This window comes from Polynucleobacter sp. CS-Odin-A6, from assembly GCF_018882095.1.
Lineage (GTDB): Bacteria > Pseudomonadota > Gammaproteobacteria > Burkholderiales > Burkholderiaceae > Polynucleobacter.
On record NZ_JACVPD010000001.1, the window covers coordinates 410,408 to 425,174 of the forward strand.

Genomic DNA, 14,767 nt, shown 5'->3' on the forward strand with positions numbered 1-14,767 from the left:
GAGTTTTTATAGGGAGCTCTTAAGGGGAATCACCTAAATACACCGAGATGTGTCTGAAGTAGACTGAGTCGATAATTAAGGGGTCAGTCAATGAATCGCTCTACTATCAACCAGGTTTTACTCGCATGTTTTGTCAGTCTAATGGGCTGCTCTAGCGGCCTAATGGCCCAAGTGGGATTTCCACCACCACCGCCAAAAGTGAGTCCTGCCGCTGGGGTGATTGATATGCATGTACACCCCGATCCTGACGTCTTTGGTAGGTCACTGACGGATATTGAGCTTGCGATGATCGCTAAGCGTAAGGGGATGCGTGGATTTGTAATTAAGAATCACGTGGTTACTACTGCTGATAGAGCTGCTTTGGTTATGCAGCAAGTACCCGGTATTGAAGTTTGGGGCGGAATTGTCCTGAATAAATCAGTTGGGGGTGTAAATCCATCTGCAGTTGAGTGGATGCACCGCATGTCTGGCGGACGCGGAAAAGTAGTTTGGCTGCCTACCTTTGATTCTGATAAGCACATCAAAACTTTGGTTGATAAAAATAAATCGGGTCTGGTTGTGGCTGCGAATGGAAGCGTCACACCAGAGATGGATGAAGTCTTAAAGATTATTGCAAGAGAGAATTTAATTTTGGCAACCGGTCACGTTTCCGCCGATGAAATCATGACAGTGGTTAAGCGTGCGAAAGAGTTGGGAGTAAATAATATTTTAATTACCCATGGCTTAACCAATATTCCTGGTCTAAGTATGGAACAGGCGAGACAAGTAGCGGCAATGGGTGCAAAAATCGAGATCTGTTATTTGCAATTTATGACTGGTCCAGACGCCCAATATAAATGGATGACGCATTGGGAAAAAGTGGATGCAAATGCTGTGGCAAAAGCAGTGAAAGAGATTGGCGCAGAGCACTTAGTATTATCGACTGACCTAGGTCAGCAAGGGATGATGACTCCGCCTGATGGCATTGAAAATGAGATTGCTGCTGTTAAGGCTGCAGGTGTTTCTCAGTCGGATATCGATACCATGATGAAAAAGAACCCTGCCAAACTATTGGGATTATAAGACTAGTCCTGATGCTTATTTGAAGACATTAGCGGGAGGCTTAGGGCCTTCTGTAGCACGAAATTCTTTTTTGTCTTAAGATAGCTAATTATTAAAAACATCATTCTTAGGAATCATCATGTTTGCTAAAACACTACTCAGCGTTCTTTCCCTTGGCATAACGATAGTGGGACTACTAATTTTTTTCAATACCGGTGAATATTTGACTTTTGCTATCGGTTTTGCGCTCTATTTTATCGCTGCTGTTTCAAACTCTTTTTGCAAAAAGATGAGCGATTAATTTTCTGCTTTAACTTTGGCCGGAGACTACACTGGGTTATTGGTCAGTAAATTGTAGTTTCGCTAAGCGGGCATAAAGACCACTGTGTTGAATTAAGTCAGCATGGGTGCCGGTCTCAATAATCCGACCATTTTCTAGCACAATAATCTTATCGGCTTGTTTCACTGTGGACAGTCGATGGGCAATCACAATAGTCGTCCGGTGATCCATTGCCGCCTCCAAGGCGCGCTGAACGAGTAATTCAGACTCGGCATCTAAAGCGCTGGTGGCTTCATCTAGGAGTAATAAGGCCGGATTTTTCAACAGTACTCTGGCAATCGCAATTCGCTGTTTTTGTCCTCCAGATAAGCGGATACCCCGATCACCTAAGAAGGTTTGATAACCCTCTGGTAGCTTAGCAATGAATTCATCAGCAATTGCGAGACGGGCGGCAGCCAAGACCTCCTCATCAGTTGCATCCATTCTGCCAAAACGAATATTTTCCATTGCATTGTCAGAAAAAATCACAATATCTTGGGGAACAACCCCAATTAATTTTCTAAGTGCTTCCAGTTCAAGGGTGCGAATGTTAATTCCATTAAACAGAATTTCCCCACTGGTGGGGTCATAGAAGCGTTGTAAGAGTTGAAAGAGTGTAGTCTTACCGGCGCCTGAGGGCCCAACAATCGCAATTCTCTCACCCGGTTTAATCTCTAGAGAGACATCGGATAAAACAGGATTATGATTTGATGGATAGTGAAAGTTGAGATGATCTATTTTGACTTCAATACCCGCTGCATTGACTTGCGGGATTGCCTTCACATTGGCCAGAGCTTGGACAGAGGATTGAACGCTTAAGAGCTCAAGCAAGCGATCACTTGCGCCAATGGCCCTTTGGGTATCGCCTATCACTTCGGAGATGCCGGCAATCGCACCTGCAACAATGACGGCATACAAAATAAACTGTGACAATTCTCCTGCGGTAATTTGCTTGTCCATGACCGCATAAGCACCAAGCCAAAGTACCAAAATAATGCTGGTAAAACCAAATAAGATAGCCACAAATGTCAGTAGTGCTCTTGCTCGTGTCCGAGTAATCGCTGCATCAAGAGCCGTATGAATCGCTTGATTAAACCGATTAATCTCAATTTTTTCATTGGTAAATGATTGAATCGTCGGGATTGCATTTAATTTTTCTCCCGCTAAAGCAGAAGCATTCGCGATCTTATCTTGTGAATTTCGAGAGAGTTTTCTCACTCTTCTACCCATGATCACGGTTGGAATGATTGTGAGTAAGAGCGTAGCAAAAATCAATACTGATAATTTGGGGCTAGTGATAAACATCATCACTAAACCTCCGGCCAGTAGAAGAATATTTCTGATGGCCATTGAGACGCTAGTTCCAATGAGCGTCTGTATCAGCACGGTATCGGTGTTGAGGCGCGACAGAATTTCACCGCTGTGCGTGGATTCAAAAAACTCGGGACTTTGTTTAATGACATGGCTGTAGACTGCCGACCGAATATCCGTAGTAATTTTTTCACCCAGCCAAGACACCATGTAAAAACGGAGTGATGTTCCTAATGCGACTAAGCCAGCAACAACAAATAAGGTTAAAAAAGTGGTATTGATTTGGCTGCCACTATTTGTGTTAAATCCTAAATCGATGATTTGCCTGAAGGAGAATGGAACAGCTAAGGTTGCGCTGGCAGCGAGCACTAAACTAAAGATGGCCAATATGAATTGCTTCTGATATGGCTTTAAAAAAGGAAGTAGCGCTGCTAAGGTGCGAAAGCCGCTGGGATTGGTCTTATTGCTCTGCTTGGTCATTGAATAATCCCTAATAATTATCTATGATAGTTTACTTAGATTGGACGTGTTTATTTAGTGATATCAAGAAGATGACAGGCGATAGCTCCACAAGTAATAAAGAACCCCTCTATACAAGAAGTCCCTGGCTACCCCGAGGTCAAGTGCGCAGGCTCATTTTTCTGGGGCTAATCCTATTGAGTGGCTATGGGTCTACTAGACATTGGTCTTTTTTCATCTTACTACTCCTAACGATAATCACGCTGTCACCCAAGGTCCTGTTAGCCACTGCTTATTACTATGGTCGATCTGCCTTATTTCTTGGCCAGCTGTTTAGTAAATGAAAATCTTTTTGACTGGCGCGAGCGGTTTTGTAGGCAGTCATTTGGCCAAGTCTTTGATTGCAGCAGGGCATGAGATCGTGTGTCACTTTCGTACACCGCAAGCTGTCAATATTGAACCCAACCCCAATCTGGCGATTTGGTCGGGAAATCTGAATGATGTGGAAGGTTTATCAAAGAGACTGCAGGACTTAGACACCGTGATTCATTGTGCGGCAGAGATGAAGCTCTGGAATTCAGAAAACGCGCTACTAGAGACTAATGTGCTGATGACGAAAAATATTCTAGAGTCAGCAAAGCAAGCTGGGATTAAGCAATTCATTTTCATGAGCGATGCTTCGATAGCTAAAAATCCATTAGATCAAAATCTGAATGTTTCGGAATCTCGATCGCTACCCATGCTACAAAATTTTCCCTACAGTCATAGCAAGTCCCAGGCAGAACAGTTAGTCCTTCAGGCTGGCAATGAAAGATTCCGAACCATTAGCCTGAGGCCCGCCTCCATCTGGGGTAAGGGGGATGTCGTTGATCAGATGCTGGGAAGAGCTGCTGATTTGAACAAGTTTGGCTGGTTTGACCAAGGTAACTACCCGTTTTCAACTTGCTATATTCAAAATCTGTGTGAGGCGGTTAAAAAAGCGCTGTTGTCAGATGCAAACCAAGAAAGCTTTTTTATTAGTGATGGGCCAGTAATGCAATTTAGGGAGTGGATGGGCATGAGACTAAAGGCAGGCCATTACAAGGTGCCAACCCTATCCATTCCACGTTTCTTTGCTCTGCCTTTAGCCCGCTTTACAGAAAATGGCTGGAAATACCTGCCACTGCGTGGCGAGCCCCCCTTAATTAGAGAAATGGTCCATTTAATAGCGCACCCATTTTCTGTTTCTATTCAGAAAGCTAGAGAGCAATTGGCTTATGAACCCCTCTTTACAATTGATGCGGGCATGATTGAAATAGAGAAAACAGCTGGTTGATAAGGGGTTTACCCTAGCTAACTTGACTCTGACAAAGACGAGGTTTACATTTCCGAAGTAAGCAATCATTCGTTAATGTCTTTATCAGAATTAGATGTAAACCTTGAAAGGATGCAGAGCATGTTTAAATTTCATAATGTGAGAGACCAGATTTCTAAAATAGCCGGATTTTGCGGCATGGTGATCAGCATTACCGTTGCCTTCTATCTGATCTTCCCCGTGGGCCAGGCCCAATCTAAATTTGCCATGTTTTTAGTCTCACTTGGAATTGGCATTGCTCTGAGTGTTCTGACCTTCAAGGCATTATTGAAGTCACAGAGATAGAGGGTCACTCTTCAGTAGTAAAAAGACCCAAATGCTAGAGTATTTGGGTCTTTTTACCTTAGCCCTTAAATAGGGCACTTCTTGATCTAGATGGATTGATGGGTATAAACACTAATATCTGATAGCCCCTGAGAGGCCTTTACTGCTAGATAATAATAAATAGTCTAAATGAATAACCATTTTTTGCCGTTCTATCTCTTGTGAAATTGATTTAATGATTCAACAATTCCATCTCCAATTTACTTCGTGCGTCAAAGTTAGGGGTCAGAATTGAATTCAGCAGTTCAAGAAGTCAAGATGGAGTTCCAGCCTCTAAAAGAGCGCGGTCAAAGAGAGGTCTTCTGTGGCCTCACTGGAATCATCTGGCTGCATCGAAAAATTCAAGATGCATTTTTTCTAGTCGTGGGTTCTCGGACCTGTGCGCACTTAATTCAGTCTGCCGCAGGAGTGATGATTTTTGCGGAGCCACGCTTTGCAACTGCCATTATTGATGACCGCGATTTAGCGGGCCTCGCAGATGCGAATGATGAGCTAGATAAAGTCGTCAAGCAATTGCTAGAACGCCGTCCTGATATCAAATTACTCTTTTTAGTGGGCTCTTGCCCTTCAGAGGTCATTAAGTTGGATTTATCAAGGGCAGCACAGCGCTTGAGTAAAACATTTACGCCGAATGTGCGCATTCTGAATTACTCTGGCAGCGGAATTGAAACGACATTTACCCAGGGCGAAGATGCGTGCCTCGCTGCTCTAGCCCAAGATCTACCCCAATCTAAAGAATCTGATGCAGTAGAGCTATTAGTAGTGGGTTGTTTGGCTGATGTTGTCGAAGACCAATTTAGTCGCATCTTTAAAGAGCTGGGGTTGAAGTCAGTTGCTTTCTTCCCACCACGTGAATCGACTCAAAGAACCGTCGTCGGTCCGAAGACTCAATACTTGTTGGCTCAGCCCTTTCTAACGGATACTGCCCGGTTCTTAGACGATATAGGCGCTCGCAGAATTACTGCGCCTTTTCCACTGGGAGTGGATGGGACTGAAAAATGGTTCTTAGCCGCAGCTAATGCCTTAAATGTATCTCCCGACGTATTTGAAAAAGTAATTGCCCCACAAAGAGATCGCGCCAATCAATCGCTTGAGCCTCATCGAGAGGTGTTGCAAGGTAAATCGATTTTCTTCTTCCCCGACTCTCAGCTAGAAATCCCGTTAGCGCGTTTCTTAAATCGAGAGCTGGGAATGCGTCTGATGGAGGTTGGTGTTCCTTATTTGCATCGCCAGCATATGGCAGAAGAATTGGCGATGTTAGATCCGAAGACGCAATTGTCTGAAGGGCAGAATGTAGAGAATCAATTAGATCGCTGTCGTGCTCAACAACCAGACATGGTGGTGTGCGGCCTGGGTTTAGCTAATCCATTAGAGGCAGAGGGATTTACTACAAAGTGGTCTATCGAGTTGGTCTTCACGCCTATCCAAGGATTTAATCAGGCAGCTGATCTTGCAGAATTATTTGCTCGCCCCTTAACGAGAAAACAAAAGCTCATGATGCTGGAGACGGTATGAAGTTAACGCTCTGGACTTATGAGGGGCCACCCCATGTGGGCGCAATGCGGATTGCTACGGCAATGGAGAAGGTCCATTACGTGCTCCATGCACCGCAAGGCGATACCTATGCTGATCTCCTGTTCACCATGATTGAGCGGATGAAAAAGCGGCCGCCGGTAACCTACACCACTTTTCAGGCGCGTGATTTAGGTAGCGATACAGCAGAGTTATTTAAAGATGCTGCGAGAACCGCTTATGAGCGTTTTAAACCTGATTTATTAATGGTGGGTGCTTCCTGTACTGCAGAGCTGATTCAGGATGATCCTGGAGGATTAGCGGCAGCCTTAGATCTGCCAGTTCCAGTGTTACCTTTGGAGCTACCGGCTTATCAAAAAAAGGAAAATTGGGGCGCGGCTGAAACTTTTTATCAGATGGTTCGGCTTCTAGGGCAGTCGTTTATTTTGGCTCCAGGCCAACAACGTCCAGCCCGAGCAGCAGGTGTAAAACCCAGTTGTAATATTTTGGGGCCAACAGCGCTCGGTTTTCGTCATCGTGATGATGTTGAAGAAATTTCCCGCTTGTTGAGTGACTTGGGTATTGAAGTCAGGGTAGTTGCGCCACTCGGTGCTAATCCAGCCGATATTGCCCGTTTGCATGAAGCAGACTTTAATGTGAATTTATATCCAGAGACTGCCAATACGGCAGCTACTTGGATGACTCGCAGCTTTGGTCAGCCCTCTACTAAAGCAATTCCGATTGGCTTTAAAGGAACGCAAGCGTTTATTACTGAAGTATGTCAGCTGGCTGGTATTGAATGTGATGTCCAGAAACTCAGTCAATCCTCTAAAGCGCGTTGGTATGCCTTGTCAGTGGATTCCACTTACCTCACTAACAAAAGAGTATTTATCTTTGGCGATGCGACCCACGCCATCGCCGCAGCAAAAGTGGCCGCCCATGAGATGGGTTTCAAAGTCGTTGGCTTAGGAACTTACAGCCGTGAACTAGCCCGCGAAGTACGTGAGGCTGCCGCAGAGCTCGGTCTTGAGGCCATCATTACAGATGACTACTTGGAAGTGGAGTCAAAGATTGCTGAACTTCAACCAGAGCTCATTCTGGGGACGCAAATGGAACGCCATATTGCCAAACGCTTGAGAGTACCTTGCGCAGTGATTTCATCTCCAGTTCACGTTCAAGATTTTCCATCACGGTATTCCCCTCAAATGGGTTTTGAGGGTGCCTGCGTATTATTTGATTCTTGGGTTCACCCACTCATGATGGGCCTAGAAGAGCATTTAATTGGGATGTTCAAAGGGGACTTTGAATTTCATGATGGCGCAATGCCATCCCATCTAGGGCATGCTTCTGCACCAAACCATGAGCCCCAAGAGATGCCACCGTCGATGGTAGCAGCTGCCAATGGAGCGCCTGCTTGGGAAAGCGAAGCACAGAAAGAGCTCAACAAAATTCCATTTTTTGTTCGCGGTAAGGCAAAAAAGAATACAGAGCGTTATGCGGTAGAGCAGGGGCTTATTAGTATTACATTGGAAACTTTGTATGACGCAAAGGCACATTTTAGAAGTTAAATATCGACCCTGTGTCGAGAAGAGTGAAGGTTAGAAAGCATGAAAGCAATCAACATACCCGTTTCAGATTTTCGTAGCGCTCCACCGGATGGTGAGGGCAGTCTTCAGGTTCAACTCGATCCCAATTTAAAAATTGGTAAGGCGAAGGTATTTGCGATTTACGGAAAAGGCGGTATTGGTAAGAGTACAACCTCATCCAACTTATCAGTCGCTTTTTCTAAATTAGGAAAACGCGTCATCCAGATCGGCTGCGATCCTAAGCATGACTCGACATTCACTCTCACCAAAAAATTGATGCCCACCGTAATCGACGTACTGGAGAAGGTGGACTTTCATTCTGAAGAGTTGCGCGTTGAAGACTTTGTGTATGAGGGTTATAACGGCGTAATGTGTGTTGAGGCAGGCGGCCCACCAGCTGGTACTGGTTGTGGTGGTTACGTTGTCGGTCAGACCGTAAAACTCCTTAAGGAGCATCATTTGCTGGACGACACCGATGTCGTGATTTTTGACGTTTTAGGTGACGTGGTGTGTGGTGGTTTTGCTGCGCCACTTCAACATGCGGATCGTGCGCTTATTGTTACTGCTAATGACTTCGACTCTATTTTTGCAATGAATCGTATCATTCAAGCCATTGGTGCGAAGGCCAAAAACTATAACGTGCGATTAGGTGGTGTGATTGCCAATCGCAGTAAAGATACCGATCAAATTGATAAATTTAATTCACAAGTTGGATTAAAGACGATGGCTCACTTTCCAGACTTGGACGTGATTCGCCGTAGTCGTTTGAAGAAATCCACTTTATTTGAAATGGAATACTCCCCTGAGCTTGAACTCGTTCAGCAAGAGTACATGCGTTTAGCGGCAGCACTCTGGTTAGGAACAGATCCGCTGCCTTCAGTGCCAATGAAGGACAGGGATATCTTTGATCTACTGGGCTTTGATTAAGTAGCTTACTTAATTGCTTAGTTAACTGCTACTTAATCAGTCGGCATGCCCACTAACTTAGCAGTTACTTCCCACAGATCTTTACTGAGTTTTTCACTCTTAGCCTTCATGGAGAGCTCTTGGGCAAAGGGCTCCCTAATGGCGGAGTTGCGATTGCCCCAACTCCAATGAACGCCGGATTGAGTAAAGCGTGAATCAGCTACGACCTGAGCAACCCGTTCACCAGCAAGCTCTTGGGTGACATAACCTTTGGTAATATTTTTCTGAAACCAGGGAAATATTTTTTGGAAGAGTGGGGGCGTATCTCTGAAGAGCGCAGTCTCAGCTACGCATCCAGGATAGAGGGTATTAAAGATCACACCAGTACTAGCGTGATATCTTTTTTGCAGCTCTCGATTCATGACCATATTGCATAACTTACTGTCTTTGTAGGCTTTGCCTGGTTTAAAGGATTTCCCATTAATCATCGCAATAGGTGCTTTAAAGCCGGCCATAAGACCCTCGAGAGCACCAATATCTGCAGGAGCCGGAATCGGAACTTTGCCTCCGAATTCTTCTGAGTTTGCGGTTACTGTACCCAAGGTAATCAGACGCGCATGCTCATGTTGTGCAGCCGTTTGTTTGAGATTTTCAAGCAGCATTCTGCTTAAGACATAGTGTCCAAAGTAATTCGTGGCAACGCTGATCTCAAATCCCTGAGGCGAGCGCGCTGGTTCTTTTAATAAAGGTAAGTAAGTTGCTGCGTTACAGAGCAAGGCATTGAGTTTTTGACCGCTGTCATTGAAGCGCTGTACAAAGGCTTTCACGCTATCCAAATCACCCAGGTCTAATGGCCAGATTTCATATTGGCTCGAATCAAATTGATGCGCTTTGGCAGCTAACTCCATTTTTTGGGGGTCGCGGACCGCAAGTATCAGCCGCCAATTTCGGGCTAATAGGGCCTTGGCCGCATTTAAACCAACACCAGATGAGGATCCAGTAATAATTGCAAGTGCTTGAGTGGTAATGGAGGTCATTTTTCTATTACAGTCTTAGTTTGGTAAAAATTAATCATCGTCATTTTAAGGCTAGTCTCGATGTTCCTAAAAGCGCTAAAGATCATTGCTATTCTACTAACGGCATTTTTATTGCTTGCCGCCCTCTATCTATGGACTCCCGATAAGTCCAAAGTAGAGTTAGAGAAAATCTACGGAACCCCTCAAACTGCTTATGTCAGTGCATTGGGTGTCAAAATTCATTACCAAGATACGGGAGCTTCTAAAAATCCCATTCCCATTCTATTTTTACATGGCTTTGGATCCAGTCTGCAGACTTGGGATAACTGGTCAGAGGCTTTAAGTAAAGAATACCGCGTGATCTCGGTGGACTTGCCCGGATTTGGTCTCACTGGAGCAGACCCCAGTGGTATCTATACTGATGCGAGAAGTGTGGAAGTGCTTGAAGCCTTCTTAAAAGAGTTACAAATTCCAAAGGTAGTACTGGTTGGTAACTCGATGGGCGGAAAGTTTGCCTGGCAATTTGCCGCGCGTTATCCGAATGAGGTTGCCAAGTTGGTACTCATTTCACCAGATGGATATGCCAGCCCTGGTATCGAGTACGGTAAAAAACCAGATGTTCCCGCCATTGCTGAGCTCTATCGCTATTTCTTCTCTAAAACTTTTTTAGCGATGAACCTGGAGCCGGCTTACGCTAATCCCAAGACCTTAAATGACAGCTTGGTAAATCGTTACTATGATCTGATGCTAGCGCCTGGCGTTAGAGGCGCTATTTTGGCCCGCATGCAACAAACAGTGTTGCAAGATCCAGTGCCGTCTTTAGAGTCCATCAAGGTGCCCACATTGTTGCTCTGGGGTGAAAAAGATGCTTTTATTCCCATTGCAAATTCAGATGATTACTTAAAAGTAATGCCGAATGCGAAGAGAGTATCCTTGCCTAACATTGGTCACTTACCGCAAGAAGAGCAACCAGAAATTGGTCTTCAGGCACTCAAAGAGTTCTTAAAGTAATGAAACGAATTCCCTTAGACTGGCCTAATCGACAACATAGCAGGATTGTTGCTGTTGGAGATTTGGATTGGCATGTGCAGCTCACTGGTAAAGGCCCTGTGGTTTTGCTATTGCACGGCACTGGCAGTTCAACCCACTCTTGGTCAGATCTGATTCCTTTGCTAGAACCGAATGCACAAGTCCTAATACCGGATTTGCCAGGCCATGCTTTTACCTTAGGCGCAAAATTAGAAGATCTCAAACTCGATGTCATCGCACGCTCATTAAAACTGCTCATTGATCAATTAGGGATCGAAGCGCCTTCGATCGTAGTGGGACATTCTGCTGGCGCCCCCTTAGCACTGCGTTTCGCGGTGGCTGCATCTAAGCAACCTAAGTTAGTGATCGCCTTAAATCCGTCTTTTATACCGCCACCCGCTTTCTATACCAGCTTCTTTGGGCCACTCTTAGGTCCCCTGACTCGATCCTCAACACTGTCTAGCCTACTGGCTTCGTTCTCACCCAACTTAGGAATGGTAGATAAGTTACTGGACTCGACTAATACAATTTTGCCGGAGGCTCGCAGAGTGTATTACAGAAAACTCTTTGAGCGTTCAGACCATGTACGCGGTTCGATGAATTTTATGGCAGCAGCAGATATTCAAAAAGTGTTGGTTGAAGCTGATTTGTACCGAGGTAAATTAATTTGCGTATTGGGTAATCAGGATGCGTGGATTCCGGTAAAGCCTTTAGAAAAGATTATTCAGGACTATTTTCCCGCTGCAGAGATTGTGAAGTGGGAGGGTGGCCACATCATGCATGAGCTTGAACCAAACAAAGTGGCCGAACTGATTCTTACAGGGTTAAAGACTTAAGCCAATAACTAAGGTCGTTTGAGTCCTTGCATGATTGCTTGAGAAACCTCATTGGCTCCTGCATTCGGTAGGGGTAAGTACATTGATCCAAGAAGCGCGGCAATAGCTTTGCCTTCATCCCTAGCTTGGGGTGAAGTATCAATCCACAATGACTTAAAAGAATAATAAGAAGCTGCACGGGCGGACTTCTGCGCATCTTCCATTGCCTTAGGTCTACCTGGAGAACCATCTTTAGCAATATTGGCTCGGCCATCAGTTAAGAAGACGAGAGCAGGGGTAAGTCCTTTTCTCATCGATGCACTGGCAACCTCAAAAGACTCTTCAATAGCGCGGGATAAGGGAGTTCCACCACCACCAGGCAGGCCACTCAGGGCCCGTTTTGCCTTTACCAAGGAGCGCGTTGGAGCGAGAATGAGTTCTGCAACGCTACCCCTAAATGACATCACTGCTACTTGATCCCGTCTCACATAGCATTCTGCTAACAGGAGTTCTACCGCACCCTTTGCTTCCGCAAGGCGATGCATTGCAGAGGAGCCAGAAGCATCCACGATAAACATCGTTAAGGTTTGCGTCCGTTCTTGATAACGCTTGATCCTAAAATCTTCTTTGCGGATAAGAATCTTGCCTACAGGAATGGATTTACCTGCGGCGATCATTTCTGCTCTGCGCACGCCTTGCCAAGGAACGGCGGCTCGCAAGGTATCAATGATGCTTAAGGTTTTGCCACCTTCAGGCATACCTGGCATATTGCCTAGGGGGCGACCACGCATGCGACCTACTTTGACGGCACCTGTTTTACCCCCCATCCCTTTTGGCGTTTTCAGATCAGCCAAATCAGCCAAGCGAGCCAAGAGATCTGCAGGGATGGCTGCTTGAGCAGCTTCTACAATTTCATCTTCGAGGGCTTGAGGATTTTCTGAGTTTGTTTTGTCAGTGTCATCTTCATCCTTATCTTCCTCATCATTTTTTTCTTGGTCCTGATCTTCATTGGGATCTGGCGGAGGCACCTCTGGTGGAGGTGGGGGATCTTGATCTATGCTTTCTTCTGGCTGATCATCAGTTTGATCTTCTTCAGATGGCGCTTCGTTTTCATCTTCAGGTGGAGGTGCGCTTTGTGGCAAGCGGGTCGCTCGGGGTGATAACACTAAAGCAATTGCACGTTGAAGATGAATGCTGCTGACTTCCGATTCCATATCAAAGGCAGCCATGCATTTTGCAGTATTGAGTGCTAAGTTCAATGCCCGAATTGATGCAATCCCGAGTTGCTCGGCAACGCCTACGAGTGCATTGAGACTGTCTTCGCTGATGATGACATCCGAAAAATTGTCGCTAGCATATTGCAGCGACTGCGCATCTGGCAAAAAGTCATCATCCGTCTCGGGTAAATCTCTCCATCCGATGACATCTAGATTGAGAAGATAGGCAACTCTTTGCTTGATTTTTTCATTTGGCTGCTCATCATCTTCGATGCCTTCATCTAAGGCAACCACACCAAAGCGACTATCAATTTTTTGACTTTGCCCATCGCGCTCAATGGCAATGAAAGCATTGTCTAGTGCACTAACTACTTTTGCTACCGCACTCACTTCAACCCGCTCTGCCATTGGCATCAGTAACAATTGACCATCACATTGAGCTAGCAAGCCTTGTCGTAAGACTGCCTTACCAGTGCGTAAGGTTTGATCAAGATCGATTCCACCAATGAGATTTTCATCAGAAATTCCGAGTGGCATTCTTCTTAGCGGGAGCCTCATGCCTGCCAACTGGGCTACCGAGTTTAGGTAAGCTAGCCAACGATCTCTTACAGGCCCTGAGCGGGCGCGCAGAATCACGCCACCTAAACCATGCGGGTTAATGGCTAAGAGTTGGGCAACCTGTAAAGCGCGTAACCAAGTTTCTAATTTGGCGCTTTTACTGATTTCTTGCGTTTGTTCTTGATTTTCCAAAAGACGGTAGTTGCTTACTTGCTTGGCTCAGGAAACAATTCTTCTAAGGCTCTTCTGACTCTGACAGCAGAGCTAGAATCATCTAGTGGATTGCGTCTGAGACGATGTTGCAAAGCAGGTACTGCAATCTTTTTCAGATGATCAATCGTGACATGATTTTTTCCACACAAGGCCGCATAAGCACGGGTTGCCCTGAGAAGCGTTAACTCACCACGCAAACCATCGGTTCCAAGGTGACTACAAAGTTGAGTCACTTTTTCTAGCATGTCATCATCGATCTTTACATTTGGCAATTTCTTTTTTCCTGCCTGAATTTGTTGCCGAATGATGTCATCTTCTTTTTCCCAGATCTCCATGAACTTAGCTTGATTACGCTCAAACTCATCACGTCGTTTAATAATTTCTACTCGGGCTTTAGGTTCTTGCGGCGTCTTAACTTCAACTGCAAGACCAAAACGATCCAGTAACTGAGGGCGAAGTTCGCCTTCCTCAGGGTTGCCGCTACCTACTAAAACAAACTTAGCAGGGTGACGAATACTTAAACCCTCTCTTTCAACAACGTTTACTCCAGATGCAGCAACGTCAATTAACAAGTCGACTAGGTGATCTTCTAAAAGATTCACCTCATCGATGTACAGAAATCCGCGATGTGCTTTAGCAAGCAGACCAGGCTCATACGCCTTCTCCCCGGAGCTCAAGGCTTTTTCAATATCTAACGCACCAATCACGCGGTCTTCTGTGGCGCCTAATGGCAAGTCAACTACTGGCACTGGTTTCTTGATAGCCTTGAGTTTTCCGCCAACCTTCAGCTTGGCTCTCAGGTCATCACATACTGGACAGATTCCAGTCGAGGCATTTGGATCGCAGGCATAAACGCAATCTTGAACCGAGCTCATTTCAGGAAGTAATGCTGCAAGCGCACGCACTGCGGTGGATTTACCAGTACCGCGATCGCCCATCACCAGCACACCTCCCACGCTGGAATCGAGTGCCGCAATCAAAATTGCCAATTTCATATCCTCTTGCCCAACGATTGCGGAGAAAGGGTAATTACGCGCCATGAAAAATTCCTTCAATTTTTTTGAATAAAAACAGGGTAAATCAATTTATTGCACTGCATCAAAATCA

Annotated in this window: 13 protein-coding genes; 9 read left to right on the forward strand and 4 right to left on the reverse strand. The window is 45.4% G+C overall.

Translation table 11 applies throughout. From position 1 onward, the window contains the following. Positions 1-90: 90 nt before the first annotated feature. Entirely contained in the window at positions 91-1,062 is a 972-nt protein-coding gene (locus tag ICN15_RS02040; protein WP_216200911.1) for a DUF6282 family protein, read from the forward strand. A 118-nt stretch (positions 1,063-1,180) separates the two neighbouring features. Next, the gene (locus ICN15_RS02045) at positions 1,181-1,342 is read left to right on the forward strand and encodes a hypothetical protein (RefSeq protein ID WP_216200913.1); all 162 of its coding nucleotides are present in this window, start codon (positions 1,181-1,183) and stop codon (positions 1,340-1,342) included. A 36-nt stretch (positions 1,343-1,378) separates the two neighbouring features. Here the strand turns inward: ICN15_RS02045 and ICN15_RS02050 are convergent, their stop codons facing one another. Further along, the gene (locus tag ICN15_RS02050) at positions 1,379-3,151 is read right to left on the reverse strand and encodes an ABC transporter transmembrane domain-containing protein (RefSeq protein ID WP_216200915.1); all 1,773 of its coding nucleotides are present in this window, start codon (positions 3,149-3,151) and stop codon (positions 1,379-1,381) included. A 319-nt stretch (positions 3,152-3,470) separates the two neighbouring features. Between ICN15_RS02050 and ICN15_RS02055 the strand changes: the two genes are divergently transcribed. The 5 genes from ICN15_RS02055 (at position 3,471) to bchL (ending at position 8,833) form a co-directional block, all read left to right on the forward strand. Next, positions 3,471-4,445, forward strand: a complete 975-nt coding sequence (locus ICN15_RS02055) for an NAD(P)-dependent oxidoreductase (RefSeq protein WP_216200917.1) — start codon at positions 3,471-3,473, stop codon at positions 4,443-4,445. A gap of 120 nt (positions 4,446-4,565) precedes the next feature. Further along, positions 4,566-4,769 carry a hypothetical protein gene (locus tag ICN15_RS02060; RefSeq protein WP_216200919.1) on the forward strand — a complete coding sequence of 68 codons (204 nt, stop codon included), beginning with the start codon at positions 4,566-4,568 and terminating at the stop codon, positions 4,767-4,769. A 270-nt stretch (positions 4,770-5,039) separates the two neighbouring features. Next, on the forward strand, positions 5,040-6,323 hold the full coding sequence (locus tag ICN15_RS02065; protein ID WP_255532830.1) for a ferredoxin:protochlorophyllide reductase (ATP-dependent) subunit N: 1,284 nt from the start codon (positions 5,040-5,042) through the stop codon (positions 6,321-6,323). Further along, positions 6,320-7,888, forward strand: a complete 1,569-nt coding sequence (gene bchB, locus ICN15_RS02070) for a ferredoxin:protochlorophyllide reductase (ATP-dependent) subunit B (protein WP_216200920.1) — start codon at positions 6,320-6,322, stop codon at positions 7,886-7,888. The genes ICN15_RS02065 and bchB overlap by 4 nt, the downstream gene beginning before the upstream one ends. 39 nt (positions 7,889-7,927) lie before the next feature. Then, complete coding sequence (bchL, locus tag ICN15_RS02075; protein WP_216200922.1) at positions 7,928-8,833, forward strand: ferredoxin:protochlorophyllide reductase (ATP-dependent) iron-sulfur ATP-binding protein; 906 nt, start codon at positions 7,928-7,930, stop codon at positions 8,831-8,833. 32 nt (positions 8,834-8,865) lie between these two features. Here bchL and ICN15_RS02080 read toward each other — a convergent pair whose 3' ends face one another. Further along, positions 8,866-9,849, reverse strand: a complete 984-nt coding sequence (locus ICN15_RS02080; RefSeq protein WP_216200924.1) for a protochlorophyllide reductase — start codon at positions 9,847-9,849, stop codon at positions 8,866-8,868. 60 nt (positions 9,850-9,909) lie between these two features. On the opposite strand from ICN15_RS02080, the gene ICN15_RS02085 reads away from it, so the two are divergent. Together ICN15_RS02085 and bchO are read left to right on the forward strand one after the other, a co-directional pair. Then, positions 9,910-10,839, forward strand: a complete 930-nt coding sequence (locus tag ICN15_RS02085; RefSeq protein WP_216200926.1) for an alpha/beta fold hydrolase — start codon at positions 9,910-9,912, stop codon at positions 10,837-10,839. Beyond that, positions 10,839-11,693: an alpha/beta fold hydrolase BchO gene (gene bchO / locus ICN15_RS02090; RefSeq protein WP_216200928.1), complete on the forward strand. Its 855-nt coding sequence runs from the start codon at positions 10,839-10,841 to the stop codon at positions 11,691-11,693. The genes ICN15_RS02085 and bchO overlap by 1 nt, the downstream gene beginning before the upstream one ends. Before the next feature lie 8 nt (positions 11,694-11,701). Here bchO and ICN15_RS02095 read toward each other — a convergent pair whose 3' ends face one another. Continuing rightward, on the reverse strand, positions 11,702-13,639 hold the full coding sequence (locus ICN15_RS02095) for a VWA domain-containing protein (protein WP_216200929.1): 1,938 nt from the start codon (positions 13,637-13,639) through the stop codon (positions 11,702-11,704). A gap of 14 nt (positions 13,640-13,653) precedes the next feature. Further along, positions 13,654-14,700 (reverse strand): magnesium chelatase ATPase subunit I, encoded by a 1,047-nt coding sequence (gene bchI, locus ICN15_RS02100; RefSeq protein WP_216200931.1) that lies wholly within the window; start codon positions 14,698-14,700, stop codon positions 13,654-13,656. Positions 14,701-14,767: the final 67 nt, after the last annotated feature.

Excerpts from the sequence above, each read along its gene's own strand:
- ICN15_RS02040 (WP_216200911.1), top strand. The coding sequence starts at position 91 with ATGAATCGCTCTACTATCAACCAGGTTTTACTCGCATGTTTTGTCAGT.
- ICN15_RS02045 (WP_216200913.1), top strand. The coding sequence starts at position 1,181 with ATGTTTGCTAAAACACTACTCAGCGTTCTTTCCCTTGGCATAACGATA.
- ICN15_RS02050 (WP_216200915.1), bottom strand. The coding sequence starts at position 3,151 with ATGACCAAGCAGAGCAATAAGACCAATCCCAGCGGCTTTCGCACCTTA.
- ICN15_RS02055 (WP_216200917.1), top strand. The coding sequence starts at position 3,471 with ATGAAAATCTTTTTGACTGGCGCGAGCGGTTTTGTAGGCAGTCATTTG.
- ICN15_RS02060 (WP_216200919.1), top strand. The coding sequence starts at position 4,566 with ATGTTTAAATTTCATAATGTGAGAGACCAGATTTCTAAAATAGCCGGA.
- bchB (WP_216200920.1), top strand. The coding sequence starts at position 6,320 with ATGAAGTTAACGCTCTGGACTTATGAGGGGCCACCCCATGTGGGCGCA.
- bchL (WP_216200922.1), top strand. The coding sequence starts at position 7,928 with ATGAAAGCAATCAACATACCCGTTTCAGATTTTCGTAGCGCTCCACCG.
- ICN15_RS02080 (WP_216200924.1), bottom strand. The coding sequence starts at position 9,849 with ATGACCTCCATTACCACTCAAGCACTTGCAATTATTACTGGATCCTCA.
- ICN15_RS02085 (WP_216200926.1), top strand. The coding sequence starts at position 9,910 with ATGTTCCTAAAAGCGCTAAAGATCATTGCTATTCTACTAACGGCATTT.
- bchO (WP_216200928.1), top strand. The coding sequence starts at position 10,839 with ATGAAACGAATTCCCTTAGACTGGCCTAATCGACAACATAGCAGGATT.
- bchI (WP_216200931.1), bottom strand. The coding sequence starts at position 14,700 with ATGGCGCGTAATTACCCTTTCTCCGCAATCGTTGGGCAAGAGGATATG.